Genomic DNA, 25,583 nt, shown 5'->3' with positions numbered 1-25,583 from the left:
GGAGTCGCGTGAAGGAGGCGAAGAAGGTGCCGGTGGAGATCACCTGGTGGGGTCACGCCACCTGCACGGTGGAGGATGCGAACATCCGGGTGCTCACCGATCCCCTGTTCGCACGCCGGCTGGCGCACCTGCGGCGCCGGCGGGGTGCCGTGCCGCCCGCCGAGGCCCGTCGTGCCGACGTGGCGCTCGTCTCCCACCTGCACGCCGACCATCTGCACCTGCCCTCGCTGGCCTGTCTCGACCCGGGCACGCGCCTGCTCGTGCCCCGGGGCGCACCACGCGCGGTGCCCGGCTTGCGCCGGCTTCGGCAGCTGTGCGTCACGGAGGTGGCGCCCGGGGACGAGGTGCGGATCGGTGACGTACGGGTCCGGGTGGTGCCGGCGGCGCACGACGGGCGGCGGCTGCCGGTGGGTCCGCAGCGCTCCCCCGCTCTGGGGTACGTCGTGGAGGGCGGGGCGCGGACCTACTTCGCCGGGGACACCGGGCTGTTCGACGCGATGGCCGAGCGGGTCGGGCCGGTGGACGTGGCCCTGCTGCCGGTGGGCGGCTGGGGTCCGTATCTCGGGGAGGGGCACCTGGACGCGGGGCGGGCGGCGCGGGCGCTGGCCCGGCTGGCGCCGCGGGCCGCGGTGCCGGTGCACTACGGGACGTACTGGCCGATCGGTATGGACGCGGTGCGCCCGCACGAGTTCCACGCGCCGGGCGACGAGTTCGTGCGGCTGGCGGCGGTGGCCGCGCCCGGGGTGGCGGTGCACAAGCTGGGGCACGGGGAGAGTGTGCGGCTGGAGGTCGCGCGGTGACGTGGCTCGCCGGGGCGTCGGGACCGGTGACGCCCGAGTCCGCGCACCAGGTGGTGGGTTATCCGTCGCTGTTCCTGCTGGTGCTGATCGGGGCGCTGGTGCCGGTGGTGCCGACCGGGGCGCTGGTGAGTTCGGCGGCGGTGGTGGCGTTCCATCAGACGGCGCCGTTCGCGCTGGGACTGGTGTTCGTGGCGGCCTCCCTGGCGGCGTTCCTCGGGGACGTCGCCCTGTACTGGCTGGGGCGGCGCGGCATGCGGTCGGCGAACGGGTCGCGGTGGCTGGAGGCGATCCGCTCCCGGGCGCCGGAGGAACGGCTCGCGCAGGCGCGGGGGAAGCTGGCCGAGCACGGGGTGGCGGTGCTGGTGCTGTCCCGGTTGGTGCCGGCCGGCCGGATACCGGTGATGCTGGCCTGTCTGATGGCGGAGTGGCCGCTGCGGCGGTTCGCGCGGGGCAACGCGCCCGCGTGCCTCGCCTGGGCGGCCACGTACCAGGTGATCGGGATCCTGGGGGGATCGCTGTTCGCGGAGCCGTGGGAGGGGGTCGTGGTGGCGGTCGCGCTGACCGTCGTCGTCAGCGCGGCACCCGGGGTGTGGCGGCGGGTGCGGGCCACCGGGTGAGGTTCACTCCAGCACTCTCGACCCGCCCACCGGCAGGTCCCACAGGTCCTCCCGCTCCAGGCCGGCCTTCTCCCAGGCCGCCCGCACGCGCGTGAGCGGTTCCAGGACCGGCTCCGCCGACAGGACGAACGTGCCCCAGTGCATGGGCGCCATGCGGCGGGCGCCGAGGTCCAGGGTGGCCCGGACGGCCTCTTCGGGGTCGCAGTGGACGTCGCTGAGCCACCAGCGGGGGTCGTAGGCGCCGATGGGCATCAGGGCGAGGTCGATGCCCGGGTACCGGTGGCCGATGCGGGAGAACCAGTGGCCGTAGCCGGTGTCGCCGGCGAAGTAGACGCGCCGGCCGTCGGGCGCGGTGAGGACCCAGCCGCCCCAGAGGCTGTGGCAGGTGTCGGTCAGGGTGCGCTTGGACCAGTGGTGGGCGGGGACGAAGTCGAAGCGGACGCCGGAGAGTTCGGCCCCCTCCCACCAGTCCAGTTCGGTGACGCAGCCGAACCGGCGGCGGCGGAACCAGCGGCCGAGACCGGCGGGGACGAACACCGGGGTGTCGCGCGGGAGCCGGCGCAGTGTGGGGGCGTCCAGGTGGTCGTAGTGGTTGTGGCTGATGACGACGGCGTCGACGCGGGGCAGGTCCTCCCAGGGCACGCCCACCGGGGTGATGCGGGCCGGGGTGCCGAGGATGCGCTGGGACCAGACGGGGTCGGTGAGGACGGTGAGCCCGCCGACGCGGAGGATCCAGCTGGCGTGTCCGGCCCAGGAGACGGCGACGGTGCGGGTGCCGACGCCGGGCAGCGGGGCCGGTGCGTACGGCAGGCGGGGGATGTCGGCGAGGCCGTCGGGTCCGGGCCGCACGGCGCCCTCGCGGGCGAAGCGGGCGAGGCCCTTCAGTCCGGGCAGCGGCGCGGTGAGCCGGTCGTGGAAGGTCCGCGGCCACACCCGGTGTTCGCCCAAGGGGCGGGGGGCGGCCGGGGGCGGGGGGAAAGGGGGCGCGAGGGGGGCCGGCGTGCCGGGTTCCCCGGCTTCCGTGGCCGTCGTGGCCGGGGCGGGCTCATGCGTCTGCTGCGTCATCGAGGCTCCCATCGCTGAGCGTCGTCGCGTAGATCGTCGAAGGCCGACCTCAAGGAGATCAACGCGCGTTGCACGTGCGGCAGTTCCAACGGCGCGGGCGACATGAGGCATTCCGCGCGTTCCTCGTCCGTGCCGCCCAGCAGCGGCCCGGTGGCGAGCCGCACGCGCAGCGCCCCGAGGTCGTCGCCGAAGCGGTGGCCGCCGGGCGCGGGCATGCCGAGCCGGGCGGTGAGGAGGTCCTCCAGTTCCTGCGCGTCGCCGACGCCCTGGGCGGCGAGCGGTTCGCGCAGCGGCCCGAGGTCGGCGTACAGGTGGCGGCCGGCCTGCGGCGGCCGGGCGAACGCGCCGGCGGCGACGACCGCGGCGTGCGCGGCGGCGGCCACGCGCGCGTGCAGCCGTACCGTGGCCTCGCGGCGCTCGGTGACGGGCGGGGGTTCGTCGAGGGCGTAGCCCGCGGCCGCGGCGACCGGTGCGGCGATGCGGGCGCCGAGGGCGGTGAGGATGTCGAGCACGCGCGCGTGCAGGCCCCGTCCGGGGCCGGTGGCCGGGAAGCGGGCGACGGCGGCGGGCCAGCCGACGGGCAGCAGGGCGCCGGCCAGGTCGGTGACGACGGTGACCTGGTCGGGCCACATCTCGGCGGGGCTGAGCAGGACGGTCTCGCGCGGGGCGTGCACGGTGTCGCGCCAGGTCTCGTCGCTGACCAGGTGCAGGCCCTCGGCGGCGGCGGCCTCGACGGTCTCGTGCAGCAGTTCCGGCGGGGCGACGGTGGCGGTGGGGTCGTCGGCGACGGACAGCACCAGCAGCCGTGGGTCACCGCCCTCGGCGCGGACCCGGCGCACGGTTTCCAGCAGGGCGTACGGATCGGGCACGCCGCCGCTCTCGGCGGGGGTCGGCACGTGGAAGGCGGGCCGGCCGAGGATCCGGGCGTAGGGCGCCCACCAGGCGGCGCAGGGGCGGGGCACGAGGACGTCGGCGCCGTCGCCGGCGAGCGCGGCGGTCAGGGCGAGCAGCAGGGCGGGGGCGCCGGGTCCGGCGGCCACCCGGTCCGGGGCGCAGGGCAGTCCACGCCGGGTCCAGTAGCCGCAGGCGGCCTCCAGCAGGGCGGGGGGCCCGCCGACGGGCGGGGCGTCGGCGCGGCCCGCGGCGGCGGCGAGGACGGCGGAGAGTTCGGGGAGCACGGGCAGGCCGTCGCCGGGCAGGGGTGGGCCGTAGCGGACCGGGCCGTGGCCCTCGCCGGGGTCCGTCCGCCGCATCTCCGCCTCCGCGCAGTCCGTGGTGCCGTGGTGCTGGTAGTGCCGTGGTTTCCGTGGTGGTGCCGTGGTTTCCGTGGGGGCGCCGTGGTTTCCGTGGTGGCGCCGTGTGCGGAACGTCCCGTCCGCGTGGGCCGCCGTGTCGTCCTCGTGGCCGCTTCGCTGGCCCTGGTGGTTCGCTGTGCGCCGGACTCGGTCCGGTTCGGTGTGGTCTGTGCGGTTCGGTGTCTCGTGCCGGGTGCGCGGCTTCCGGCGCCGGTGGGGTGTCCTGCCTGGCCCTACGGGAGGGTGTGTACCCGCTGGACGGCCCTCCATGGGCGCTGTCCGAAGTTGCCCGGATCACATGCGCGCGGCCCGTCTGCGGCCGTACACCCGGTAGCCGGCGCCCGCGCAGGCGGCGGCGATGAGGGCGGCGCCGGCCGCCAGTGCCGGGACCGAGTCGTTGAAGGTGCCGCCCTGACCGGCGTCGACGCCCCGCTGGACGGTGGCCGCGGCACAGTCGCGGCCGTCGTGCGGCTCGCGGCAGCCGTGCCCGTCCGGGCAGGACGTGCCGCCGGACTCCCCGCACCCGTGGTCTTCGCCGGTGCAGGATCCGGACCCCCCGGTGCACGCGCGCCCGTCGCCGTCCTGCCGGGCCTCGCCCCGCCCGCCGCCGTCCTGCCCACCGCCCTCCTGCCGGGCGCCGTCCTGCCCACCGCCCTCCTGCCGGGCGCCGTCCTGCCCGCCTCCGTCATGCCCGCCTCCGACCTGGCCGGACGTGTCGCGGGCGCCCTCCTCCGAGCGGGCCGGGTCCGGGCCGCCCCCCTCCTGCCGGGCGCCGTCCAGGACGCCACCGCCGTCCAGGCCGCCACCGTCCCGGCCGCCGCTCGTCCGGCCGTCGCCCGTCCCGCCGCCGCCGTCCTGGCCGGTGTCCCGGCACGGTTCCGCCGTCGGGCACAGGGTGCGGTCCGGGCACAGCCGGTCCGTGCCGCAGGACGGCGCGTCCGCCGCGCAGGACTTGCCGTCCGCACCGCCGCCGGTGACCGGGCCCGGTGAGGGGACGCCGTCCGCGAGGGCCGGTGCGGCGGGGTCGGCGGCGCCGGGGACGTCCGGCACCGGGACGTCCGGCACCAGGACGGTCGGCGGGTCGCAGGACGCGGGTATGGAGGCGGTACCGGAGCCGTCCTCGGCGGCCGGGACGGCGGGCTGCGCCGAGGCGGCCGGACCGGTGGGGGCGGCCGGGGCGGCGGGGCCGGCGGGTTGGTCCGAGGCGACCGGGCCGGCCGGGGCGGCGGGGCCGGCGGGACGGGCCGCGACGTCCGCGGCGGCGGGGACGGCTCGGGCGGCCGGGGCAGCGGGGCCGGTGAGGGCGAGCGCGGCACCGGCGGCGAAGGCGACGGACAGGGCGCGGGCGGTGCGGCGCATGGGAGGGACTCCTCGGCGGACGGCGGCGGCGGACGGCGTACGCCGGCGCACCGGTACGACGGCGACGCCGTACGGCGCCCGGGTGACGGGGGCGCGGGTCGTGCCCCCGCTGTCATGACAGCCCGCGCGGCGCCGCACCGCGCGCGGCCGGACCCCATTCGCGGGACACACGCGGCCGGACGGGTGACGGCGGGGGCGGGACGCGGCACACACGGGTGGCGGCGGGCGCGGGGCACGGCCGGACGGGTGACGGCGGGGGCGGGACACGGCCGTCCGGGTGCTCCGGACCCGTCCCGGAGGTTTTCCGTCCACCCGTCAGGTGACTCGGTATCCGCTGACCGGATCGTCCGCTTCGTACCACCGGGGAGGTCTCTTCATGGGCACCAAGGTCTCGGACCACATCCTCGAGCGCCTGCGCGCTTGGGGCGTGGACCAGGTTTTCGGCTATCCGGGCGACGGCATCAACGGATTGCTCGCCGCCTGGGGCCGCGCCGAGGACCAGCCACGCTTCATCCAGTCGCGGCACGAGGAGATGTCCGCCTTCGAGGCGGTCGGCTACGCCAAGTTCAGCGGCCGAATCGGCGTGTGCGCGGCGACGTCGGGACCCGGGGCGATCCACCTCCTGAACGGCCTGTACGACGCCAAACTCGACCACGTCCCGGTGCTGGCGATCGTCGGTCAGACCGACCGGACCGCGATGGGCGGCTCCTACCAGCAGGAAGTCGACCTGCACACGCTGTACAAGGACGTCGCCTCGGAGTTCGTGGAGACGGTGACGGTCCCCGAGCAGCTGCCGAACGTACTGGACCGGGCGATCCGCACCGCCTACGCCCGGCGCTGCCCGACCGCGCTGATCATCCCCGGCGACGTGCAGGAGCTGGACTACGCCCCGCCGACCCACGAGTTCAAGATGGTGCCCTCCAGCCTGGGCATGAGCGACTACACCGCGACCCCGACGGACGAGGCGCTGCGCCGCGCGGCGGACGTGCTGAACGCGGGCGACAAGGTCGCCGTCCTGGTCGGGCAGGGTGCCGCGGGCGCCGTGGCCGAGGTGCAGGAGGTCGCCGAGCTGCTCGGCGCGGGCGTGGCGAAGGCACTGCTCGGCAAGGACGTGCTGAGCGACGAGCTGCCGTACGTGACCGGGCCGATCGGACTGCTGGGCAGCCGGCCGTCGTACGAGCTGATGCGGGACTGCGACACCCTGCTGACCATCGGTTCCTCCTTCCCGTACACCCAGTTCATGCCGGAGTTCGGCAAGGCCCGCGGGGTGCAGATCGACATCGACCCGCACATGATCGGCATGCGCTACCCGTACGAGGTGAACCTGGTCGGCGACGCGAGGGCGACGCTCCAGCGGCTGATTCCGCTGCTGAAGGCGGAGGGACGCGGACGCGAGTGGTACGACACGGTGTGCGCGAACGTGAAGCGCTGGCACGAGACGATGGAGCGGCGGGCCGGGCTGTCGGCCGACCCGATCAACCCCGAGTACGTCGCCCGGGCGCTGGATCCGCTGCTGCCCGACGACGCCATCATCACCGCGGACTCCGGTTCGGTCGCCAACTGGTACGCGCGGCACATCACCATGCGGCCCGGCATGCGCGGTTCGCTGTCCGGCACGCTGGCGACGATGGGCCCGGGGGTGCCGTACGCGATCGGGGCGAAGTTCGCCCACCCGGACCGGCCGGTGGTCGCGCTGGTCGGTGACGGGGCGATGCAGATGAACGGTCTGACGGAGATGATCACGGCCGCCAAGTACCGGGACCGCTGGTCGGATCCGCGGCTGGTGGTCGCCGTCTGGAACAACCAGGACCTGAACCAGGTCACGTGGGAGATGCGGGCGATGGAGGGCGCCCCGTCGTTCCTGCCCTCGCAGGAGCTCCCGGACGTGCAGTACGCGGCGTTCGCCCGCTCGCTCGGGCTGACCGGGATCCGGGTGGAGAAGCCGGAGGACGTGGAGGCGGGCTGGCGGGCCGCGCTGGCCGCGGACGGGCCGGTGGTGATCGAGTTCCTGACCGACCCGGCCGTACCGCCGATCCCGCCGCACGCCACCTGGGAGCAGATGCAGGCGACGGCCGCGTCGGTCCTCAAGGGCGACGCCGACCGGGGTTCGGTGCTCAAGCAGGGGCTGAAGGCCAAGGTGCAGGAGTTCCTGCCCGGCCGGCAGAAGCAGTAGCCGTGCGGCACGGCCCCCTGCCGGACGTACGGCACGGACCCCGTGTCGGACGTGCGGCACCGGGTACGCGGTGCGGACCTTCGACCCTCTGGAGGGAGAAACATGCAGCGAGGCAGTGACCGGCTGAGCGTGCACCGGGACGACGAGATGAAGCACGAGCTGAAGGGGATGCTGCGGTCCGGCCACCCCACGCGCGTCGAGGAGTGGCACGACCCGGAGCCGGCCGCGGACGACGACCCCGAGGTCTGGAGCGGACCGGTGGGCGGTCTGGGCTCCCCGGCGTCGCTGGAGCGGACCCGGACGGAGCTGGCCCGGCACCTGAGCCGGCACGCCTTCCCCGCGAAGCCGGGCGAGGTGGCACGGGCGCTGCGCCGCAGCCATGCTCCGGGCTCGCTGGTCGACGCGGTGGCCCGGCTGCCGCACGACGACCGCTACGAGAACGTGCAGCAGCTGGCCGTGGCGCTGGTGGGCGGCGCGTGAGCCGGGACCAGGCGGCGGAGATCGCGAACGGCTCCACGGTCGACGTGAGTGAGGCCACGACGCGGTTCCTGCTCTACGGGCTGCTGCCCGGCTGGTTCGTGCCGGGACTCGCCGACTGGCTGATGCACCGGCGCACCCGGATCGAGGACACGACGGGGACGAAGGAGTCCCTGATCCACTCCCTGATGATGGCGGAGGTGGGCGCGCCCATCGCGCTCACCCTGCGCTACGAGATCAACCCCCTGCTGCTGACCGTCCAGCTGGGCGCGGCGGCGGTGCACGAGGCGACCGCCCTGTGGGACGTACGGACGGCCGAGAACAGCGACCGCGAGCTCAAGCCGGTCGAGCAGCACATCCACAGCTTCCTGGAGTCGCTGCCGTTCGGCGCGCTGGCCTCGCTGATGTGTCTGCACGCCGATCAGGTGAGGTCGCTGCTGCGGGGCGGGCGCGGCGATCCGGACGCGTGGCGTCTGGTGCCGCGCCGGCGCCCGCTGTCGCCCGGCTACCTGGCGGCCATCGGTGTCGCGATCGGCGCGTGCGTCCTGCTGCCGTACGGCGAGGAGCTGCTGCGCTGCCGGCGGGCGGCCCGGGCCAGGAAGCGGCGAGCCCGCGCCCACCGGGCGGTCCTGCGGAAAGTGAAAGGAAACTGAGAGACCATGCGTATCGCGTTTCTGGTGGCACCCGAGGGCGTCGAGCAGGTCGAGCTGACCGAACCGTGGAAGGCGGCTTCCGACGCCGGGCACGAACCGGTGCTGGTGTCGACCGAGTCCGGGAAGATCCAGGCGTTCAACCACCTGGACAAGGCGGACACCTTCCCCGTGGACGAGGTGGTGGGTGAGACGTCGGCCGGGTCCTTCGGCGGTCTCGTGCTGCCGGGCGGGGTCGCCAACCCGGACTTCCTTCGGATGGACGAGAAGGCCGTCGCTTTCGTGAAGGACTTCTTCGAGCAGGGCCGGCCGGTCGCCGCGATCTGCCACGCCCCGTGGACGCTCGTGGAGGCCGACGTCGTACGCGGCCGGGTGCTCACCTCCTGGCCGAGCCTGCGGACGGACATCCGCAACGCCGGCGGCACCTGGGTGGACGAGCGGGTCAAGATCTGCGACCACGGCTCCAACCAGCTGGTGACCAGCCGCAAGCCGGACGACCTGAAGGCGTTCTGCGACGCGTTCCTGCACGTGTTCGCCGGCGAGCCCGGCTGACCGGCCGGAACGACCGGAACGGAGTATGGGCCGGCCCGCGGCGCGGGCCGGCCCTCGCGTGTCCGACTCGGGCCCTCGCGGGTGCGTCTCGTGCGGGGGCCGGTCAGGTGGCGGACGTGCCCGGCGCCGCCGCCTCGCCGGAGGTGCGCTCGCGGGCGCCCTCACGGGTGCGGCCGGCGCTCACCAGGCGGCGCGGATTCCGGCGCAGGTACTCGCCCTCCAGCTGCGCCATGCGCTCGTTGTGGGCCCGCAGAGCATCGTTGGAGCCGTACAGGAGCGTGTCGTGGCGCGTGCGGTGGATCGTCTCCAGCTCTTTCATGAGCTGCTGGTCGTCCAGCCGGCTGGGGTCGACTCCGGTCATCGTGGTGCCCCGCTCGTCTTGTTCGTTCATGGCCTACGGGTACCCGCCCGGCGCGCACTGCCCCCGAGTGATTTCCGGGAGGAATCCATGGAGCTCGCTTCCTGCATCCACTGTACGAACATCCCAGGGTCCCGGGCCTCCGCACACACCAAGCGGCGCGGGCGCGCTGCCGCGCTGGAAGCAGCCGCCGCCGGGCCGGGGGGAGGCGGGTCAGCGGGCCCGCTCGACCCTGCGCTCGTCCCAGACCGGCTCCGGGGTCTCCCGGACCCGGCCGTCGCTGCCGAAGACCAGGAAGCGGTCGAAGGAGCGGGCGAACCAGCGGTCGTGGGTGACCGCGAGGACCGTGCCCTCGAAGGCCTCCAGGCCCTCCTGGAGGGCCTCGGCGGACTCCAGGTCGAGGTTGTCGGTGGGCTCGTCCAGCAGCAGCGCGGTCGCCCCCCGCAGTTCCAGCAGCAGGATCTGGAAGCGGGCCTGCTGGCCGCCGGAGAGCCGGTCGAAGCTCTGCTCGGCCTGCTGGGTCAGCTCGTAGCGGCGCAGCCGGGACATGGCCGCGCCCCGGTCCTGGGCGTGCTCCTGCCACAGGATGTCGAGCAGGGTGCGGCCCTGGAGCTCCGGGTGGGAGTGGGTCTGCGCGAAGTGGCCGGGCACGACGCGCGCGCCCAGCTTCCACGCCCCCGTGTGCCGCACGTCCTCACCGGCCAGCAGCCGCAGGAAGTGGGACTTGCCGGAGCCGTTGGAGCCGAGGACGGCGACCCGTTCGCCGTAGAAGACCTCCAGGTCGAACGGCTGCATCAGACCGGTCAGTTCCAGCCCTTCGCAGGTGACGGCCCGTACGCCGGTGCGGCCGCCCTTCAGGCGCATGGTGATGTCCTGCTCGCGGGGCGGCTCCGGCGGCGGGCCCGCCTCCTCGAACTTGCGCAGCCTGGTCTGCGCGGCCTGGTAGCGCGAGGCCATCTCGTGGCTGACGGCGGCGGCCTGCCGGAGGTTGAGCACGAGCTTCTTCAGCTGGGCGTGCTTCTCGTCCCAGCGGCGGCGCAACTCCTCGAACCGGGCGAAGCGTTCACGGCGGGCCTCGTGGTAGGTGGCGAAGCCACCGCCGTGCACCCAGGCGTCGGCACCGGCCGGACCGGGTTCGACGGAGACGGTCCTCTCGGCGGCGCGCGCGAGGAGTTCGCGGTCGTGGGAGACGAACAGGACGGTCTTGCGGGTCTCCTTGAGCTGCTGCTCCAGCCACCGTTTGCCGGGTACGTCGAGGTAGTTGTCCGGCTCGTCCAGCAGCAGCACCTCGTCGGTGCCGCGCAGCAGCGCCTCCAGCACCAGCCGCTTCTGCTCGCCGCCGGACAGGGTGCGCACCTGGCGCCACTGGGCGCGCTCGTAGGGGACGCCGAGCGCGGCGGTGGTGCACATGTCCCAGAGCGTCTCGGCCTCGTAGCCGCGCACCTCGGCCCAGTCGGCGAGGGCCTGGGCGTACGCGAGCTGGGCGGCCTCGTCGTCGACGGTCATGAGGGCGTGCTCGGCCTCGTCCACGGCCCGGGCGGCCGCGCGGATGCGGGGCGGGGCGACGGAGACGAGCAGGTCCCGTACGGTCGTCTCGTCGCGTACGGAGCCGACAAACTGGCGCATCACGCCGAGGCCGCCGCTGACGGTGACGGTCCCGCCGTGTGGCTTCAGCTCGCCGGAGATCAGCCGCAGCAGGGTGGTCTTGCCGGCGCCGTTCGGACCGACCAGGGCGACGACGGCCCCCTCACCGACCCGGAAGGACACGTCGCCGAGCAGCGTCCTGCCGTCGGGGAGGTGGTACTCGAGGTGCGCGGCTTCCAGATGTCCCATGGTCGGGCATTCTCCGGGTCGGCCGGGACCGGGGGCAAACGCATATCGGCCGGCACCGGGCGGGCCTCGCGCATACGGGGTTCCCCTGGGCGGCGGGCTCGCGCCGGCGGGGCTCGCGGGTGCGGGGCTCTCGCGGGCGGGGCTCGCGGGTGCGGGGCTCTCGCGGGCGGGGCTCGCGGGTGCGGGGCTCTCGCGGGCGGCGGGCTCGCGCCGGCGGGGCTCGCGGGTGCGGGCGCCCGGCCGGGGTGCGGGGGCACAAGAAACGGATGCTTCCGGGTAAGCGCACCCCATGAGCCCAGACCTGGACCTGACTGCCCCCGGGGCCGCCCGCAGCCGCCTGCGCGCGGTCCTCGAACTCGACGGCCGGCTGTTCGAGGCCGCCGCCGGCCGGCACTGGCCGGGCGCCGAGCGCGTGCTGCCACGGCTGAGCCGCAGCGCGAACCACGGGGTGCTGTGGTTCGCCACGGCCGCCGCGATGGCCGCGAGCCGGACACCGCGGGCGCGCCGGGCGGCGGCCCGGGGGCTGGCCTCCCTCGGCCTGGCCTCACTGACGATCAACACGCTCGGCAAGCGCTCGGTACGGCGGGCCCGCCCGGTGCTGGACCCGGTGCCGCTGGTGCGGCAGCTGAAGCGGCAGCCGATCACCACCTCCTTCCCGTCCGGGCACTCGGCCTCCGCGGCCGCCTTCGCCACGGGGGTCGCGCTGGAGTCCCCGGCCTGGGGTGCGGCGGTGGCCCCGGTGGCGTTCTCGGTGGCGGTGTCCCGCGTGTACACGGGGGTCCACTTCCCGACCGACGTCCTGGCCGGGGCGGCGCTCGGCGTGGGCGCCGCCTTCCTGGTCCGGCGCCTGGTGCCGACCCGCGCCCAGGTCAGGGGGCCGGCCCGGCCGCGGGCCGAGGCTCCGGCACTGCCCGAGGGCGAGGGTCTGGTGGTGGTCGCCAACCGGGCCTCGGGGACCGCGGAGCGGGTGCGCGCGCTGCACGACGCGCTGCCGAAGGCGGAGATCGTGGAGTGCGCGCCGGAGGACGTCGCCGACGAGCTGGCGAAGGCGGCGGCGCGGGCGCGGGTGCTCGGGGTGTGCGGCGGCGACGGCACGGTGAACGCGGCGGCGGTGTGCGCCTGGCGGCACGGTCTGCCGCTCGCGGTGCTGCCGGGCGGCACCCTCAACCACTTCGCCTACGACCTGGGCGTGGAGGACGAACGCCACCTGGCGCGCGCGGTCCAGCACGGCGAGGCGGTCCGGGTGGACGCGGGCCGGTTCGCCACCGGGGACACGGAGGGCCTGTTCCTCAACACGCTGAGCCTGGGCGTGTACCCGGAACTGGTGCGGGCCCGGGACCGGTGGTCGCACCGGATCGGCGGCTGGCCGGCCGGGGTGCTCGGCGCGCTGCGCGTGCTGCGCGCCGACCGGCACCCCCTGGAGGTGGAGCTGGGCGGGGAGCGGCGCCCGCTGTGGCTGCTGTTCGTGGGCAACGGCGTCTACCACCGGATGGGTCTCGCGCCGGGCCGGCGTACCGATCTCGCGGACGGCCTGCTGGACGTGCGGGTGGTGCACGGCAGCCGCCGGCCCGCGCTGCGGCTGCTCGCGGCGGCCGTCGCGGGCCCGCTGACCCGCTCGCCGGCCCATGCGGCGGTGCAGGTGAACCGGCTGCGGCTGACCGGCCTCGCCCCCGGCACCCCGCTCGCCTACGACGGCGAGGTCACGGCGGTCTCGGACGAGGTGGTACTGGAGAAGCTGCCGGAGGCCCTGACGGTCTACCGCCCGCTGGACGCGTCCGCCTGACACCTCGCCGGCCTCCCGGACCCGACGCGCTGACACTCCGTCAGTCCATTTTCTGAAACGCGTATCTCACATTGCGGCCGCCGGGCGTACGGTGAGGCGTACCGGCGGGCGGGTCCGGCCGGTACGCCGACGAGGGACGAAGGGGTACGGCCATGGAGAAGGCACACGAGACCGCCGTCTACACGCACGGGCACCACGAGTCGGTGCTGCGCTCGCACACCTGGCGGACCGCCGCCAACTCCGCGGCCTACCTGCTCGGCTCGCTGGAGCCGCACATGAGGATCCTGGACATCGGCTGCGGCCCCGGCACCATCACCGCCGACCTGGCGGCCCTGGTTCCGGACGGCCATGTCACCGGCGTCGACCAGGCACCCGGCGTCCTGGAGCAGGCGCGGGCCACCGCCGCCGCCCGCGGCCTGGCCAACGTGGACTTCGCGGTGGCCGACGTGCACGCCCTGGACTACCCGGACGACACCTTCTGCGTGGTCCACGCCCACCAGGTGCTCCAGCACGTGGGCGACCCGGTGGGGGCGCTGCGCGAGATGCGCCGGGTGACGCGGCCGGGCGGCCTCATCGCCGTACGGGACGCCGACTACGCGGCGATGACCTGGTATCCCGCGCTGCCCGGCCTGGACGACTGGCTGGACCTGTACGAGCGGGTGGCCCGCGCCAACGGCGGGGAACCCGACGCCGGGCGCCGGCTGGCGTCGTGGGCCCGGGCCGCCGGCCTGCACGACGTCACGGCCACCTCCAGCACCTGGACCTTCCACACGCCCGAGGAGCGCGCCTGGTGGAGCGGCCTGTGGGCGGACCGCACCCTGGACTCCGCCTACGCCGGCCGTGCCACGCAAGGCGGGCACGCGACCGAGGAGCGGCTGCGGGCGGTGTCGGAGGCCTGGCGGGAATGGGGCCGGTGCGAGGACGGCTGGTTCGCGGTCCTGCACGGGGAGATCCTGTGCCGGACGGAAGCCTGACCCGCACCGCGACCACCGGCGGCGGCAGGGGCCGGTGGTATGGCCGGTGAGGTGAACTGGGGGGTGTCTCGTCGATCAGGCCGGATCACCGGGAGCCCGGGATGATCGGTGAGACACCCCCTAGTCGCGGGGAAGCAGCGGTCCGAGCGGGCCGAGGTCCAGGTTGAGGTCCTCGGGCCGCAGGCCGTAGCGGTCCCGGAGCTCGGCCATCCGCTCCTCCAGCAGCATCAGGGTGAGCCCGATCCGCTCCTCCTGCTCCTCGGTCAGCTCGCCCGTGTCGAAGCGCCGCACGGCCTGCCGTTCCATCAGCTGGCGCAGCAGCTCCACTACGGTGAGCACGAGTTTCACGAGGTCGCGCTCCACCGTGTCGGGTTCCAGGTCGAGCCGGTTGCGCTGGGTCACACGCCCTCCTCGAAGGGCTCGACGGGCTCGATGGTCCCGATGGGCTCGATGGGCTCGATGGGCTCGAAGGGTGAGGGGACCGACTCGTTGACCGAACTGATCAGCGCGTTGAGGTCGATGCGGACCAGGTCCACGTCCGCGATGCGCAGCGTGATGTCGCCGGTGATGACGACACCGCCGGCCAGCAGCCGGTCGAGCAGGTCGACGAGCGCGATCTCACGCCGTTCGACGACGGTCACTGCGCCTCCCCCGTGAACGAATAGGCGGCCCAGGGTCCGGTGAGTTCCACCCGCATCCCGGGTTCCTCGTCCTTCGTCCGGTCGACCAGCTCCACGAACTCCTCGGAGTGGGCGCGCGGCACCAGATAGGCCGCGTTGAGCACGTTCCGGCCGGGCACCGTGGTGAGCGCGGCGTTCTGCGGGGCGTGCAGCCGGAACTCCTCGGCGTGCCGGGCGAGACGCTCGTGCAGCGACCGGGAGAACGCCTCGGCGCGCTGCCACCGCTCCTCCTGGGCGTGGGTGCTCTCCCGGCGCCGGCGCAGGTAGTCCCGGCCGCTCGCGGGCCGGTCCGCGACGGCGGGCGCGGGCTCGGCGGCCTCGGTTTCCAGGTAGACCTTGACCCCCCACTCCACCCGGCCGTGCAACCGGTCGAGCAGCCGCAGGAAGTGCTCCTCCCGGGTCTCGATCATCGTCCGTACGGCGCTGTCGTCCCGGAAGACGGTCGCGAGCCGCAGCGGCAGCGGGGTGGTGACCGTGGTGAGCGCGTCGATCACGCCCTCGTGGGCGCGGGCGGTCGCGGCCAGCCAGTCGAGGTCCTCCAGGTGGGCCTTGAGCGCGTCCTCGCAGAAGTCGGCCTCCGGGACCGTGCTGACGACCGCGACCAGCCCGTGGTGGTGCAGCAGCGCGGGCGGGGCGCCCCCGATGCCCGTGAGCTCCGCCTGGAGGGGCGTCGTGAAGGGACGGCAGACGGCGTAGACGTACCGCAGTCCGGTCATGGTGCCTCCCTTGGGGCGCGGCCCGGCTCGAGTTCCTCCAGCCGGGCGAGCCGTTCTCTCAGCTCCGCGTTCTCCCTGGCCAGCTCGGAGCGGCGGGCCCGGGAGGAGAGCGCCGGATCGCTCTCCCACCAGTCGATGCCCATCTCCTTGGCCTTGTCGACCGAGGCGACGATGAGCCGGAGTTTGACGGTGAGCAGTTCAATGTCGAGCAGGTTGATCCTGATGTCACCCGCGATCACGACACCCTTGTCGAGCACGCGCTCCAGGATGTCGGCGAGGTTCGCTCCGGATCCCTGGCCGTAGGGCTCGGGGAAACGGCCGGGTGTCGTCATCGACGGCTCCCGCGCTCGGCGTACTCGGGCTCCTCTTCCTCGTACTCCTCCTCGCCCTCGTCCTCGTCCTCGTACGCGTTCTCCGCGGGCTCCTCGTCCTCGTCCGCCTCGTCCTCGTACGGGCCCTCTTCCTCGTCCTCGTAGTCCTCGTCCTCGTAGGCGCCCTCCTCGTCCTCGTAGGGCTCCTCTTCCGCTCCTTCGTCCGCCGCCTCGGTCTCCTCCGGCTCCTCGGACTCCCGGGATGCCTCGCGGTCCTCGGTGTCCTCGGCTTCCCCGGTGTCCTCATCGGGTGCCCGCGCCTCGGACTCGCGCTCCTCGCCTTCCTCGCGCTCCTCCTCGGCGACGGCGTCCTCGTGGCTGCGGACCACCTCGCCGTCGCGGATCTCGCCGCGCCAGCCGTCCTCCGCCTCGCCCTTCATCGTGATGAAGCGGGCGTAGTTCTTGAGGTCCAGCCTGGCCCGGCGGCCCTGCGCCCGCCAGATGTTGCCGGTCTTCTCGAACAGTCCGCTCGGGTAGTACTCCATGACCAGCAGCACCCGGGTGAGGTTCTCCTCCAGCCGGTGGAAGGAGACCACGCCCTTCGTGGTGCCCTTGGCGCCCTCCGACGTCCACTGGATGCGGTAGTCGGGTATCTGCTCGGTCGTGTGGGCCTTCCAGCTGCGGCTGGACCAGAAGACCTTCGCCTGCCAGTCGCTGTGGGTGTCGTCGGCGCGGCTCGCGCTCTTGACGCCCTTGGCGAAGGTGGAGAACTCCTGGTACTGGGTCCACTGGTCGTAGGCCGCGCGCAGCGGCACTCCGACGTCGACGGACTCCATGATGACGGTGGGCTTGGCGCCCGCCCGGCCCTTCTTCTTGCCCTTGCCGCCCCCCAGGTTTCTGACCGCGTCCATCACGTTCTCCTTGGCGCGGGAGGCGCCGAGCTCCAGTGCGGTGCGCAGCGGGCCCTTGCCCTCGGCGATCTTGCGGCCGCCTTCGAGGGCCAGCTTGGCGAAGCCGGGGCTGTTGCCCTCGGCGATGTCGTTCAGCTTGACGGTGGTCTGGCCGAGCTTGCGGCCGACACCGGTCAGCAGCCGGGTGGCCTGAGCGGCCAGGTACTCCTGTGCCTCCGCCTTCAGCCGGTCGGCGGCCTCACTGTGGGCGAGATCGGTCAGCGGGCCGCCCTTGGCCGCGCCCGTTGCCTTGCCCGCCGCCGAGGTGGCGGATCCGAGGGTGTCGCTCATCGGTCATCGCCGTCCTTCGACCGTCCGCCGGTGGCCCGCCGGGCCACGCCGCCGGCCGCGGCCGTCTTCTTCGCGGCGGTCCTGCCGGCCGCGGTCGTCCTGCCGGCCGCCGCCTTCTTGGCGGGAGCCGTCTTCTTGCCCGAGGCCTTCTTGGCGGGGGACTTCTGCCCCGACGCCTTCCCGGCCGTCTCCTCGCCGCGCGACTCGTCCCGCCGGGCCTCGCGGTCGCCGCCGCGGTCGCCGCCGCGGTCCTCGTCCTCGCGTCCGGCGGACCCCTCGCGGGTGTCCTCCTCGTCCTGCTCCTCGTCCTGCTCCTCGCCGGAACCGGTCGGCAGTGCCCCGGACAGCTGGTCGCGCACCTGTGCGGTCCGGCCGTGCAGCCGGTCGGCGAGCGTGTTCATCTGCCGCTCGACCATCGCGCCGGAGGCGGCCTTGCCCACGCCGCGCAGGTCCTGGCGCAGCTGGTCCCCGATCTCCTTGAACTGGGGGTTGTTCTGGAGCTGCTGGTTCACCACGTCCGCGAGCATCTTCGGACTCAGGTTGAGCTTCTTGCCGGCCACCATGGAGCCGACCGCGAGCGCCATCTTCAGCTTCTTCGTACGTCCCAGCAGGTATCCGGCCCCTACGGCGAGGCCCAGTGCCGTTCGGTTCATCTCACGTCCCGTTGCCTGTGGTGTCGCCGGAGCGCAGTGCGGTCTCCAGCCGGTCGAGCAGCTCGTCCTCGCGCCGGTCGAACTCCTCCTCGGTGATCTCGCCCGCCTCCAGCTGTTCTTCGAGGCGGGCGAGTTCGGCCCGTACGGTGGCGGGGTCGTAGTAGATCCGTTCCGCCTCGCGGAGCACCTGCCTGATCGCCCACGCGCTGCCGCGCACGGGCGCGAACGGCAGCATCAGCACTTCGCCGATCAGTCCCACGGTGGTCTCCTTCCGTTCGGGCCGGAAGCGCTACTGCGCGCCGGCGTCCGCGCCGGCCGTGTGGCCCGCGGTCGGGGCCGGGCCGGGCTCGACGAAGCTGTACGGCGGCAGCGGGCCGTTGACCCGCAGGTCGAGGTGGGGCCTGTCCTTGCGGACCTGCTCCACGGTGGCCAGGAAGTCCTCGGCCGAGTCCCTCGGGACCAGGTACGACACGTTCAGCAGCCAGCCGGTGGACTCGGGGCCCACGCTGACCGCGGCGGCGCCCGGCGCCAGCAGGCCCTGCACCTCGCCGGCGTCCTCGGCCTCCTTGGCCTTCACGGCGGCGGCGACCATCTCGCCGAGACGGATCTTGTCGTCGTAGCCGCCTCCGCCGGAGCGGCGGTTGGCCTCGGCGAGGGTCCGCACCTCGGCGTTCTCCGCCATCACCAGGTGCAGGACGGCCTCTTCCACGTGCGTGGCCTTGACGTTGTACTCGACCTTGCCGTCCAGCTCGCGCAGCCGTTCCGCGTAGTGTCCGGCGCGCTCGGTCAGCACCTGGGTGACGGCGTCGTCGTCGGGGGCGACGCTGCCGAAGCGCATGGGCAGGACACAGCCGGCGGCGCCGGCCTCGGCGAGCACGTTCTGGTGCGCCAGCAGGTCCCTGCGCTTGGGGCGCAGGTCCTCCGGGGCGTCGCTGACCACGGCGGCGAGCTCACCGGCCGTGAGCACGCGCACCGGCCGGGCCGGCTCGCCCACGCCCGTCATGCCCTCGGGGAGAGCGGGGTGCGAACGGGCGGTGATCCCGTAGACGTAGGTGCTCACTCCTGCTCCTCCTTACGGCGCGCCGGAGCCTTGCGGGCGCGCGGCCGGGACTCGGGCTCCCCTTCCTGCCGGGCCTGGTTGAAGGCGTCGGATATCGTCTGCGCGGCACCGGACAGTGCCCCCTTGGACTTGCCGCGGGCACCGGACTCGGTGACCTCGCCGACGATCTCGGGCAGGCCGGGGCTCTTGTGCGGGCCGGACTCCAGGTCGAGGCGGTTGCACGCCTCGGCGAAGCGCAGGTAGGTGTCGACGCTGGCGACCACCACGCGGACGTCGATCTTCAGGATCTCGATGCCGACCAGGGAGACGCGGACGAAGGCGTCGATCACGAGTCCGCGGTCGAGAACCAGCTCGAGTACGTCGTAGAGGCCACTGCTGCCGCCTCCGCCTCCGGTCTGCTGTGCCGGGACAACAGTCATGCCGGCGATTCCTCCTCATACGTTGTCGGTGTGCGGTCTGCGGGCCTGCGGCGGCTCAGCGGCCACCGCGCGCGTCGGCCCTGCCGCGTTCGTAGCGGCGGACACGGCGGTATCCGGTCAGCTGGCCCTGCTGGTCCAGCTCGACCTGGTAGCTCGCCATGAGGCTCATGGTGTCGGGCACCCGCGCCAGTTCGAGGACCTCCACGTCCAGCGCCCACCCGTCCTCGGTCTGCTCGAAGGAGGACACCGATTCCGGTGCGAGGCCGGTGAGTTCCGCGAGCTGGGCGCGCGCCTGGCGGAGCACCTCCATGGGGGTCGGACGGTCACCGTCCGCCGCGTGCCTGTCGTTGGGGGTCTGTGTCTCTTGTGGCTCCCGGGAATCTTGTGCTTCCCGTGAACCCTGTGACTGCGATGTGTTTTTTTCGTTCGACATGGCCACCTCTCCCCTGCGTGTGGCCGCCACATCCTTGGCCAAACCTCAGGAGCGGACCGCGTATGGCGGGAACGCCGTCGCACGTGGTCGCAGGGGGTACGTGGGTCAGCCACGCAGTGCCGCGAGGCGGTTCCTCGGCCTCGTCAGGGAGCGGCCGCGGCGCGGCACGCCGGCCCAGGGATCGGTGCGCGCCTGGTCCACGGCGTCGGCCAGGGACCAGCGGCGGGCATCGACGCCCGGATCGTCCACCTGCTCCCAGGTTAGAGGTACGGCCACCGGCGCGCCCGGACGGGCACGCACCGTGTACGGGGCGACAGCGGTCTGTGCGTAGGCGTTGCGCTGCACGTCGAGGTAGAGACGGCCGCCGCGGTCCTGTTTGCGGGCGGCGGTGGTGAGCCGGTCCGGGTGCCGTGCCGCGGCGAGCTCCGCCACGTCGTGGGCGAACGCGCGCACCTCCGTGAAGTCGTGGCGGCCGTCGAGCGGGACGACCAGGTGCAGTCCACGCGAGCCCGTGGTCATCGGGGCGGCGGGCAGACCGAGTTCGTCGAGCAGCTCGCGCAGCCAGGCGGCGGCCTCCCGGACGGCGGCGAAGTCGTCGCCGGGCGGGTCGAGGTCGAAGACCAGCCGGTCGGGGTGGTGCAGGCCGTGGGCCCGGTCGGTGCGCGAGAGCCAGCGGTGCAGGGTGAGGCACGCCTGGTCGGCGAGGTGGAGCAGGGTGGCGGTGTCGTCGCAGACGACGTGCGTGACCGTGCCGCCCTCCTTGGCGACCTCGGCGCGGGTGATCCACTCCGGGTAGTGCTCCGGGGTGTTCTTCTGCATGAACCGCTGGCCGTCCAGGCCGTCCGGATACCGCTCCAGCATCAGCGGCCGGCCCCGCAGGTGCGGCAGGAGGTACGGCGCGACGGACCGGTAGTAGTCGGCGAGGTCGGCCTTGGTGTACTCCTTCGCGCCCCCGCGGCCGGGGAAGAGCACCTTCCCCGGCCGCTGGATCCGCACCGTGCGGCGGCCCGCCCGTACGGCGCGCGCGCCGGCGTCGCTCATCGCACGACCGCCTCCTCGACCAGCAGCCTGGCCGCCGCCGTGATGGCCACGGTGTCGATGCCGGCCGCGTGCAGCTGCTCGTCGGGCGCGGCCGAGCCCGGCATGGTGCGCACCGCGAGGCGGACCAGGCGGGGCACCGGCCGGCCGTCGCCGAACACCTCCGCGACGGCGTCCCCGAGGCCGCCCTCGGGGTGGTGGTCCTCGACCGTGAGCAGGCAGCCGGTCTCCTCGGCGGCCCGCTGCAGGGTCTCGGCGTCGACGGGCTTGACCGAGTACAGGTCGATCACCCGCACCTGGATGCCGTCCTCGGCGAGCCGGTCGGCGGCGGCGAGCGCCTCGGGCACGGTCGCCCCCGCCGCGACGACGGTCAGCCGGTCCCCCTCGCTCGACCGCAGCGTCTTGCTGCCGCCCACCTCGAACTCCTCCTCGGGGCCGTAGATCACCGGCGTCTTGCCGCGGGAGGTGCGCAGGTAGCGGATGCCGTCGAGACCGGCCATGGCCGCGACCAGCCGGGCGGTCTGGTTGGCGTCGCACGGGTACAGCACCGTGGAGCCGTACACGGACCGGAACATCGCCAGGTCCTCCAGGCCCATCTGCGAGGGCCCGTCCTGCCCGATCGCGACACCGGCGTGCGAGCCGACCAGGTTGATCCCGGAGCCGCTGATGGACGCCATGCGCACGAAGTCGTGGGCGCGGGTGAGGAACGCGGCGAACGTGCAGGCGTACGGCACCCACCCGCGCGCGGCCATGCCGACGGCCGAGGCGACCAGCTGCTGCTCGGCGATGTAGCACTCGAAGAACCGGTCGGGGTGCGCCTTGGCGAACTCCTCGGTACGGGTGGAGTCCCCGACCTCGCCGTCCAGGGCGACCACGTCGCCGCGGGCGCCGCCGAGCGCGGCGAGGGCCGCGCCGAAGGCGTCCCGGGTGGCCACCTCGTCGCCCGGGTCGTAGCGCGGGAGCTGGAGGGCCTCGGTGGTGAGCGAGCGCAGGACCGCGGCGGCCGGCGGCTCGCTCACCCGCACGGACAGCTCGCGCGGCCCGCCCAGCTCGGCGATGGCCTCCTCGGCCTCCGGCAGCGGCTTGCCGTGCAGGCCCTCGCGGTCCTCGACGGCGGCCACGCCCTTGCCCTTGAGGGTGCGGGCGAGGATCACGGTGGGCTGGCCGGTGGTGGACAGCGCCTCCCCGTAGGCCCGGTCGATCGCGTCGACGTCATGGCCGTCGATCTCGATGGTGTGCCAGTCGAAGGCCTGGAAGCGGCGGGCGTAGGCGTCCAGGTCGTGGCCGTGCCGGGTGGGGCCGCGCTGGCCGAGCCGGTTGACGTCCACGATGGCGATCAGGTTGTCCAGGTTCTCGTGGCCGGCGTGTTCGGCGGCCTCCCACACCGAGCCCTCGGCCAGCTCGCTGTCGCCGCACAGCACCCACACCCGGTAGCCGGTGCGGTCCAGCCGCTTGCCGGCCAGGGCGATACCGACGCCTACCGGCAGGCCCTGCCCCAGGGAGCCGGTGGCCGTCTCCACCCACGGCAGCCGGCGGGGCGTCGGGTGCCCCTCCAGACGGCTGCCGAGCTTGCGGAAGGTGACCAGTTCGCCGTCCTCGATCGCACCGGCCGCCTTGTACCCGGCGTACAGCAGCGGCGAGGCGTGTCCCTTGGACAGCACGAAGCGGTCGTTCGCGGGGTGTTCGGGGCGCTCGAAGTCGTACCGCAGATGGTGCGCGAGCAGGACGGCCAGCAGGTCGGCGGCGGACATCGAGGACGTGGGGTGCCCGGATCCCGCGGCGGCGGACGCCCGCACGCTGTCCACGCGCAACTGCTGTCCCAGTTCGGCCAGTTGGTCGGTGTTCATGAATCTCCTCGGTCTCCTTGCGCTCGGTCGTGCTCGGTCGGTGCGGTCGGTCGGGTGCGCTCGGTGGTGCTCGGTCGGTGCGGCCGGTGGGGTCGGTCGGGTGCGCTCGGCCGGCCGGCGGGATCGCCGGCCTCGGCGGGGTCGGTGCGGTGGGCGGGGCCGGCGGGAGGGGCAGGGCCGGCGGGAGTCGCGGGGGCGCTCGGGCCGGGGTGCCGCTCGGGGCCGCCCGGTACCCGCGCCAGTTCCGGGGTGGCCGTGTCCAGCGGGACGGACCAGGACCGTACGAGGCCCAGCTGGACGCCCTGGCGCGGCAGGACGGCGTCCAGCAGCCAGTCGGCGGCGACCCGGATGCGGTTGCCGGGCAGCGCGGCCAGGTGGTAGCCGCGGGTCACCACTCCCGCCGCCGGCCCGGACAGCGGGATCCCGAACGGATCGGCGGCGGCCCGGGCCCCGCCCAGGTCGACGGCGAAGCCCAGGTCCCGGTGCCGGTACGGGCGCCGGCGCCGGCCGAGGCCGAGCGAGGCGGCCACGTTCTCCCCGGCCACCCGGCCCTGCCGCCAGGCGTGCTGGGCCGTCATCGGCGTGAGCTCGCCCGGCTGGTCGAGGTCGGGCACGGCGGCGGCGTCCCCGCAGGCGAACACGTCCGGCCGGCCCGGCAACCGCAGGTACGGGTCGACGATCAGCCGCCCGCGTTCCAGCGGCTGCCCGACGGCCTCCACCAGCGGATCGGGCCGTACGCCCACGCACCACACCAGGGTCCGGGACGCGACGAACTCCCCGTCGGTGAGCAGGACCCCGTCCCGGGTGGCCTCCCGCACCGACGTGCCCGTCCGCACCTCGACGCCCCGGGCGCGCAGCACCCGGTCCGCCGTGCGCGAGAGCCGTTCGCGCATCTCCGGCAGCACACGGGGTGCCAGGTCCAGCAGGAGCCAGCGCGGGCGCAGCCCCGCGGGCAGCGGGTGGCGGCGGGCCAGCCGGGCGGTGAGCATCTGGAGCTGGGCGGCCACCTCGGTGCCGGTGTAGCCGGCGCCGACCACGACGAAGGTGCACCGGGCGGCGCAGGTCTTCGGGTCGTCGTCGGCGGCGAGCTCCACCTGCCGGGTCACGTGGTCGCGCAGGTACAGCGCCTCGGGCAGCCCGCGGAAGCCGTGCGCGTGCTCGGCGACGCCGGGTACGGGCAGCAGCTTGTCGGCGCTGCCGACGGCCAGCACCAGCCGTTCGTAGCCGAGGCTGCCGGTGCCGCCCTCCGGGTCGGTGTAGTGGACGGTGCACGCGTCGAGGTCGACGTGGTCCGCCTCGCCGAGCACCAGCCGCACCCCGCGCAGTGTGCCGGGCAGCGACACGGTGACCCGGCGGGCCTCCAGGACGCCGGCGGCGACCTGCGGCAGCAGCGGCAGGTAGAGGAAGTAGTCGGTCGGGTTGAGCAGGATGACGTCGGCCCGGCCGCGGGTCAGCCGGACCAGTGTGCGGGCGGCCCGGTACCCGGCGAATCCGGCGCCGACGATCACGACGCGAGGTCGGCTCACGGTGCGCCTCCGGCGGTGTGGCTCGTCCGAGGTTTTCCGCGTAACCGGGGCCGGGGCACCCAAACGCCGGACGCGTCACCCGTACGCCGGTCGCGGCCCGACGGACCCCGCCGCCGGCACTCGGCCGGGGCCGGGTTTCGCCCCGGCCGGGCCCGGTTACCCGGGCCGGGCCCGCGTCACACCACGACCGGGATCACATCACGACCGGGATCCCACCACGACCGTAGTCACACCAGGACCGGGCTCGCACCAGCGCCCGCCCGGCCCGCGCGGAGGTTCTCCATGCCCGAGTACGGCTACTTCCTGGCCAGTGAGGAACACGGCCCCGCGGCCCTCGTCGAACAGGCCCGGATGGCCGAGCAGGCCGGCTTCCAGACCCTGTGGATCTCCGACCACTACCACCCGTGGAACGACGCGCAGGGACAGAGCGCGTTCGTGTGGTCGGTGATCGGCGCACTGTCGCAGGCCGTCTCCCTGCCCATCGAGACGGCGGTGACCTGCCCGACCGTGCGGATGCACCCGGCGGTCGTGGCGCAGGCCGCGGCGACCGCCGCGGTGATGACGCAGGGCCGCTTCCGGCTCGGCGTCGGCACCGGCGAGGCACTCAACGAGCACATCCTCGGCGACCGCTGGCCCCCGGCGGAGGTGCGTCTGGAGATGCTGGAGGAGTCGATCGAGGTGATGCGCCGGCTGTTCACCGGCGAGGAGGTCGACCACCACGGCACCCACTACACCGTGGAGAACGCCCGGCTCTACACCGTCCCCGACGAACCCGTCCCCATCGACATCTCCGGCTTCGGCCCGAAGGCGACCGCGCTGGCCGCCCGGGTGGGCGACGGCTACATCACGATGGCGCCGGAGGAGGAGATGGTCACCCGGTTCCGCGCGGACGGCGGCGGGGACAAGCCGGTCAGCGGCGGCACGAAGGTGTGCTACGGCACCGACCGCGACGCCTGCGTCCGTACCGTGCACCGGCTCTGGTACAACGAGCTGCTGCCCGGCGAGATGGGCCAGGTGCTGCCCTCGCCCCGGCACTTCGAGCAGCTGCACACGCTGGTCGGCGAGGACATGGTGCGGGAGAACATGGTGTGCGGCGACGACGCCGACCAGCACGTCGGGGCCCTGCGGGCGTTCGCCGACGCCGGGTTCGACCGGGTCTACGTGAACCAGATCGGGCCGGACCAGCGGGGCTTCTTCGATTTCTACCGCACGAAGGTGCTGCCGCGGCTCGCCGGATGACGAGGTGCGGCAGCATCACCTTCGAGGTCAGGCCCGGTGGTGCGGGGAACCGGGGTCGGCCGGGGGGTTGGGCGGCATCGGCGGGTACGGCATGCCGAGGCCGCTGGGCGGCGCGCCGGGGGCGGTGCCGCCGACCACGCGGTGCGGGGCGTGCGGCCCGTGCCCGGAGTGGGCGGCGCCGCGCAGCAGGTACGCCACCACGCCCAGCAGGGCGGCGGTGATCAGTGCGGCGGCCCAGCCGGGCAGGCCGATCGCCAGGGCGAGGCCCACGGCGAGGGCCACCGCGCCGCCCGCGTACAGCGCGGCCGCGCCCGACGCGGCGTAGAGCATGGCGGTGCGGCGTCGCTTGCGGGACTGCTCGCGCAGTTCGTCGCGTACCGTCTCGCGTGCCACCTGAGCCAGCTCTTCGACGAGGTGCTTGTCCAGATGTTCCAGGTGATCCAAACGGTCCATGCCCTGCGGGTACCCGCCGGACACAGCGGGT

The 25,583-nt window shown here is 74.2% G+C and carries 27 protein-coding genes and 1 pseudogene; 9 read left to right on the top strand and 19 right to left on the bottom strand.

Annotated features, from left to right (window positions below; genetic code table 11):
- Positions 1 to 26 precede the first annotated feature (26 nt).
- Positions 27 to 800, top strand: a complete 774-nt coding sequence (locus tag ABZ576_RS23695) for an MBL fold metallo-hydrolase (protein ID WP_360744345.1) — start codon at positions 27 to 29, stop codon at positions 798 to 800.
- Positions 797 to 1,417 (top strand): VTT domain-containing protein, encoded by a 621-nt coding sequence (locus ABZ576_RS23690; RefSeq protein ID WP_360744178.1) that lies wholly within the window; start codon positions 797 to 799, stop codon positions 1,415 to 1,417. Before ABZ576_RS23695 ends, ABZ576_RS23690 begins: the two co-directional genes overlap by 4 nt.
- Positions 1,418 to 1,420: 3 nt before the next feature.
- On the opposite strand, the gene ABZ576_RS23685 is transcribed toward ABZ576_RS23690, so the two are convergent.
- From ABZ576_RS23685 to ABZ576_RS23675, 3 genes are all read right to left on the bottom strand, one after another.
- Complete coding sequence (locus tag ABZ576_RS23685; protein WP_360744175.1) at positions 1,421 to 2,482, bottom strand: MBL fold metallo-hydrolase; 1,062 nt, start codon at positions 2,480 to 2,482, stop codon at positions 1,421 to 1,423.
- On the bottom strand, positions 2,479 to 3,735 hold the full coding sequence (locus tag ABZ576_RS23680) for an aminotransferase class I/II-fold pyridoxal phosphate-dependent enzyme (protein ID WP_360744172.1): 1,257 nt from the start codon (positions 3,733 to 3,735) through the stop codon (positions 2,479 to 2,481). Before ABZ576_RS23680 ends, ABZ576_RS23685 begins: the two co-directional genes overlap by 4 nt.
- Before the next feature lie 336 nt (positions 3,736 to 4,071).
- Positions 4,072 to 5,136, bottom strand: a complete 1,065-nt coding sequence (locus tag ABZ576_RS23675; protein WP_360744169.1) for a hypothetical protein — start codon at positions 5,134 to 5,136, stop codon at positions 4,072 to 4,074.
- 376 nt (positions 5,137 to 5,512) lie between these two features.
- On the opposite strand from ABZ576_RS23675, the gene ABZ576_RS23670 reads away from it, so the two are divergent.
- The 4 genes from ABZ576_RS23670 to ABZ576_RS23655 all read left to right on the top strand — a co-directional run bounded on the left by ABZ576_RS23670 (position 5,513) and on the right by ABZ576_RS23655 (position 8,988).
- Positions 5,513 to 7,309, top strand: a complete 1,797-nt coding sequence (locus ABZ576_RS23670; protein WP_360744166.1) for a thiamine pyrophosphate-requiring protein — start codon at positions 5,513 to 5,515, stop codon at positions 7,307 to 7,309.
- Between the two features lie 102 nt (positions 7,310 to 7,411).
- The gene (locus tag ABZ576_RS23665) at positions 7,412 to 7,789 is read left to right on the top strand and encodes a DUF2795 domain-containing protein (protein WP_360744163.1); all 378 of its coding nucleotides are present in this window, start codon (positions 7,412 to 7,414) and stop codon (positions 7,787 to 7,789) included.
- Positions 7,786 to 8,439: a diguanylate cyclase gene (locus tag ABZ576_RS23660; RefSeq protein WP_360744160.1), complete on the top strand. Its 654-nt coding sequence runs from the start codon at positions 7,786 to 7,788 to the stop codon at positions 8,437 to 8,439. The genes ABZ576_RS23665 and ABZ576_RS23660 overlap by 4 nt, the downstream gene beginning before the upstream one ends.
- A 6-nt stretch (positions 8,440 to 8,445) precedes the next feature.
- Positions 8,446 to 8,988 carry a type 1 glutamine amidotransferase domain-containing protein gene (locus ABZ576_RS23655; protein WP_360744157.1) on the top strand — a complete coding sequence of 181 codons (543 nt, stop codon included), beginning with the start codon at positions 8,446 to 8,448 and terminating at the stop codon, positions 8,986 to 8,988.
- A gap of 103 nt (positions 8,989 to 9,091) precedes the next feature.
- Here ABZ576_RS23655 and ABZ576_RS23650 read toward each other — a convergent pair whose 3' ends face one another.
- Both ABZ576_RS23650 and ABZ576_RS23645 read right to left on the bottom strand, forming a co-directional pair.
- Positions 9,092 to 9,379, bottom strand: coding sequence for a DUF6158 family protein (locus tag ABZ576_RS23650; RefSeq protein ID WP_360744154.1), 288 nt, complete (start codon positions 9,377 to 9,379; stop codon positions 9,092 to 9,094).
- 180 nt (positions 9,380 to 9,559) lie between these two features.
- Positions 9,560 to 11,179, bottom strand: a complete 1,620-nt coding sequence (locus ABZ576_RS23645) for an ATP-binding cassette domain-containing protein (RefSeq protein ID WP_360744151.1) — start codon at positions 11,177 to 11,179, stop codon at positions 9,560 to 9,562.
- A 289-nt stretch (positions 11,180 to 11,468) separates the two neighbouring features.
- On the opposite strand from ABZ576_RS23645, the gene ABZ576_RS23640 reads away from it, so the two are divergent.
- Together ABZ576_RS23640 and ABZ576_RS23635 are read left to right on the top strand one after the other, a co-directional pair.
- The gene (locus ABZ576_RS23640; protein WP_360744148.1) at positions 11,469 to 12,962 is read left to right on the top strand and encodes a phosphatase PAP2 family protein; all 1,494 of its coding nucleotides are present in this window, start codon (positions 11,469 to 11,471) and stop codon (positions 12,960 to 12,962) included.
- Positions 12,963 to 13,114: 152 nt separating this feature from the next.
- The gene (locus ABZ576_RS23635; RefSeq protein ID WP_360744145.1) at positions 13,115 to 13,936 is read left to right on the top strand and encodes a class I SAM-dependent methyltransferase; all 822 of its coding nucleotides are present in this window, start codon (positions 13,115 to 13,117) and stop codon (positions 13,934 to 13,936) included.
- A 120-nt stretch (positions 13,937 to 14,056) separates the two neighbouring features.
- Here ABZ576_RS23635 and ABZ576_RS23630 read toward each other — a convergent pair whose 3' ends face one another.
- The 13 genes and pseudogenes from ABZ576_RS23630 to ABZ576_RS23570 all read right to left on the bottom strand — a co-directional run bounded on the left by ABZ576_RS23630 (position 14,057) and on the right by ABZ576_RS23570 (position 23,860).
- On the bottom strand, positions 14,057 to 14,338 hold the full coding sequence (locus ABZ576_RS23630) for a gas vesicle protein K (protein WP_360744142.1): 282 nt from the start codon (positions 14,336 to 14,338) through the stop codon (positions 14,057 to 14,059).
- Positions 14,339 to 14,400: 62 nt separating this feature from the next.
- Positions 14,401 to 14,577, bottom strand: a pseudogene (locus ABZ576_RS23625) (gas vesicle protein); the annotation flags it as partial.
- Positions 14,574 to 15,332 (bottom strand): GvpL/GvpF family gas vesicle protein, encoded by a 759-nt coding sequence (locus ABZ576_RS23620; RefSeq protein ID WP_360744139.1) that lies wholly within the window; start codon positions 15,330 to 15,332, stop codon positions 14,574 to 14,576. The gene ABZ576_RS23620 and the pseudogene ABZ576_RS23625, both read right to left, overlap by 4 nt.
- A complete protein-coding gene (locus ABZ576_RS23615; protein WP_360744136.1) occupies positions 15,329 to 15,664 on the bottom strand; it encodes a gas vesicle protein in 336 nt (111 codons plus the stop codon). The genes ABZ576_RS23620 and ABZ576_RS23615 overlap by 4 nt, the downstream gene beginning before the upstream one ends.
- Positions 15,661 to 16,884 carry an SRPBCC family protein gene (locus tag ABZ576_RS23610; protein WP_360744133.1) on the bottom strand — a complete coding sequence of 408 codons (1,224 nt, stop codon included), beginning with the start codon at positions 16,882 to 16,884 and terminating at the stop codon, positions 15,661 to 15,663. The genes ABZ576_RS23615 and ABZ576_RS23610 overlap by 4 nt, the downstream gene beginning before the upstream one ends.
- Entirely contained in the window at positions 16,881 to 17,537 is a 657-nt protein-coding gene (locus tag ABZ576_RS23605) for a DNA primase (RefSeq protein WP_360744130.1), read from the bottom strand. Before ABZ576_RS23605 ends, ABZ576_RS23610 begins: the two co-directional genes overlap by 4 nt.
- 1 nt (position 17,538) lies before the next feature.
- On the bottom strand, positions 17,539 to 17,796 hold the full coding sequence (locus ABZ576_RS23600) for a gas vesicle protein GvpG (protein WP_360744127.1): 258 nt from the start codon (positions 17,794 to 17,796) through the stop codon (positions 17,539 to 17,541).
- Between the two features lie 30 nt (positions 17,797 to 17,826).
- Positions 17,827 to 18,597, bottom strand: a complete 771-nt coding sequence (locus tag ABZ576_RS23595; RefSeq protein WP_360744124.1) for a GvpL/GvpF family gas vesicle protein — start codon at positions 18,595 to 18,597, stop codon at positions 17,827 to 17,829.
- The gene (locus tag ABZ576_RS23590; RefSeq protein ID WP_360744120.1) at positions 18,594 to 19,016 is read right to left on the bottom strand and encodes a gas vesicle structural protein GvpA; all 423 of its coding nucleotides are present in this window, start codon (positions 19,014 to 19,016) and stop codon (positions 18,594 to 18,596) included. Before ABZ576_RS23590 ends, ABZ576_RS23595 begins: the two co-directional genes overlap by 4 nt.
- Before the next feature lie 55 nt (positions 19,017 to 19,071).
- Positions 19,072 to 19,449, bottom strand: a complete 378-nt coding sequence (locus ABZ576_RS23585) for a gas vesicle protein (protein WP_360744117.1) — start codon at positions 19,447 to 19,449, stop codon at positions 19,072 to 19,074.
- 105 nt (positions 19,450 to 19,554) lie between these two features.
- Positions 19,555 to 20,490, bottom strand: coding sequence for a non-homologous end-joining DNA ligase (gene ligD, locus ABZ576_RS23580; protein WP_360744115.1), 936 nt, complete (start codon positions 20,488 to 20,490; stop codon positions 19,555 to 19,557).
- The gene (locus tag ABZ576_RS23575; protein WP_360744112.1) at positions 20,487 to 22,334 is read right to left on the bottom strand and encodes a transketolase; all 1,848 of its coding nucleotides are present in this window, start codon (positions 22,332 to 22,334) and stop codon (positions 20,487 to 20,489) included. The genes ligD and ABZ576_RS23575 overlap by 4 nt, the downstream gene beginning before the upstream one ends.
- Positions 22,331 to 23,860 carry an NAD(P)/FAD-dependent oxidoreductase gene (locus ABZ576_RS23570; RefSeq protein WP_360744109.1) on the bottom strand — a complete coding sequence of 510 codons (1,530 nt, stop codon included), beginning with the start codon at positions 23,858 to 23,860 and terminating at the stop codon, positions 22,331 to 22,333. Before ABZ576_RS23570 ends, ABZ576_RS23575 begins: the two co-directional genes overlap by 4 nt.
- Before the next feature lie 282 nt (positions 23,861 to 24,142).
- On the opposite strand from ABZ576_RS23570, the gene ABZ576_RS23565 reads away from it, so the two are divergent.
- Positions 24,143 to 25,099, top strand: a complete 957-nt coding sequence (locus ABZ576_RS23565; RefSeq protein WP_360744106.1) for a TIGR03557 family F420-dependent LLM class oxidoreductase — start codon at positions 24,143 to 24,145, stop codon at positions 25,097 to 25,099.
- A gap of 27 nt (positions 25,100 to 25,126) precedes the next feature.
- Here the strand turns inward: ABZ576_RS23565 and ABZ576_RS23560 are convergent, their stop codons facing one another.
- Positions 25,127 to 25,552, bottom strand: a complete 426-nt coding sequence (locus ABZ576_RS23560) for a phage holin family protein (RefSeq protein ID WP_360744103.1) — start codon at positions 25,550 to 25,552, stop codon at positions 25,127 to 25,129.
- Between the last annotated feature and the right edge of the window lie 31 nt (positions 25,553 to 25,583).

The organism is Streptomyces sp. NPDC013455 (genome assembly GCF_040632975.1).
Lineage (GTDB): Bacteria > Actinomycetota > Actinomycetes > Streptomycetales > Streptomycetaceae > Streptomyces.
Note: the sequence above shows the minus strand (reverse complement) of the source record. Positions and strands in the feature narration are given on the sequence as shown.

Coding starts and splice junctions, on each gene's coding strand:
- ABZ576_RS23620 (WP_360744139.1), bottom strand. CDS start 15,332: ATGACCGGACTGCGGTACGTCTACGCCGTCTGCCGTCCCTTCACGACG.
- ABZ576_RS23585 (WP_360744117.1), bottom strand. CDS start 19,449: ATGTCGAACGAAAAAAACACATCGCAGTCACAGGGTTCACGGGAAGCA.
- ABZ576_RS23560 (WP_360744103.1), bottom strand. CDS start 25,552: ATGGACCGTTTGGATCACCTGGAACATCTGGACAAGCACCTCGTCGAA.
- ABZ576_RS23650 (WP_360744154.1), bottom strand. CDS start 9,379: ATGAACGAACAAGACGAGCGGGGCACCACGATGACCGGAGTCGACCCC.
- ABZ576_RS23575 (WP_360744112.1), bottom strand. CDS start 22,334: ATGAACACCGACCAACTGGCCGAACTGGGACAGCAGTTGCGCGTGGAC.
- ABZ576_RS23685 (WP_360744175.1), bottom strand. CDS start 2,482: ATGACGCAGCAGACGCATGAGCCCGCCCCGGCCACGACGGCCACGGAA.
- ABZ576_RS23565 (WP_360744106.1), top strand. CDS start 24,143: ATGCCCGAGTACGGCTACTTCCTGGCCAGTGAGGAACACGGCCCCGCG.
- ligD (WP_360744115.1), bottom strand. CDS start 20,490: ATGAGCGACGCCGGCGCGCGCGCCGTACGGGCGGGCCGCCGCACGGTG.
- ABZ576_RS23655 (WP_360744157.1), top strand. CDS start 8,446: ATGCGTATCGCGTTTCTGGTGGCACCCGAGGGCGTCGAGCAGGTCGAG.
- ABZ576_RS23670 (WP_360744166.1), top strand. CDS start 5,513: ATGGGCACCAAGGTCTCGGACCACATCCTCGAGCGCCTGCGCGCTTGG.
- ABZ576_RS23635 (WP_360744145.1), top strand. CDS start 13,115: ATGGAGAAGGCACACGAGACCGCCGTCTACACGCACGGGCACCACGAG.
- ABZ576_RS23640 (WP_360744148.1), top strand. CDS start 11,469: ATGAGCCCAGACCTGGACCTGACTGCCCCCGGGGCCGCCCGCAGCCGC.
- ABZ576_RS23665 (WP_360744163.1), top strand. CDS start 7,412: ATGCAGCGAGGCAGTGACCGGCTGAGCGTGCACCGGGACGACGAGATG.
- ABZ576_RS23610 (WP_360744133.1), bottom strand. CDS start 16,884: ATGAGCGACACCCTCGGATCCGCCACCTCGGCGGCGGGCAAGGCAACG.
- ABZ576_RS23590 (WP_360744120.1), bottom strand. CDS start 19,016: ATGACTGTTGTCCCGGCACAGCAGACCGGAGGCGGAGGCGGCAGCAGT.
- ABZ576_RS23605 (WP_360744130.1), bottom strand. CDS start 17,537: ATGAACCGAACGGCACTGGGCCTCGCCGTAGGGGCCGGATACCTGCTG.
- ABZ576_RS23645 (WP_360744151.1), bottom strand. CDS start 11,179: ATGGGACATCTGGAAGCCGCGCACCTCGAGTACCACCTCCCCGACGGC.
- ABZ576_RS23675 (WP_360744169.1), bottom strand. CDS start 5,136: ATGCGCCGCACCGCCCGCGCCCTGTCCGTCGCCTTCGCCGCCGGTGCC.
- ABZ576_RS23680 (WP_360744172.1), bottom strand. CDS start 3,735: ATGCGGCGGACGGACCCCGGCGAGGGCCACGGCCCGGTCCGCTACGGC.
- ABZ576_RS23615 (WP_360744136.1), bottom strand. CDS start 15,664: ATGACGACACCCGGCCGTTTCCCCGAGCCCTACGGCCAGGGATCCGGA.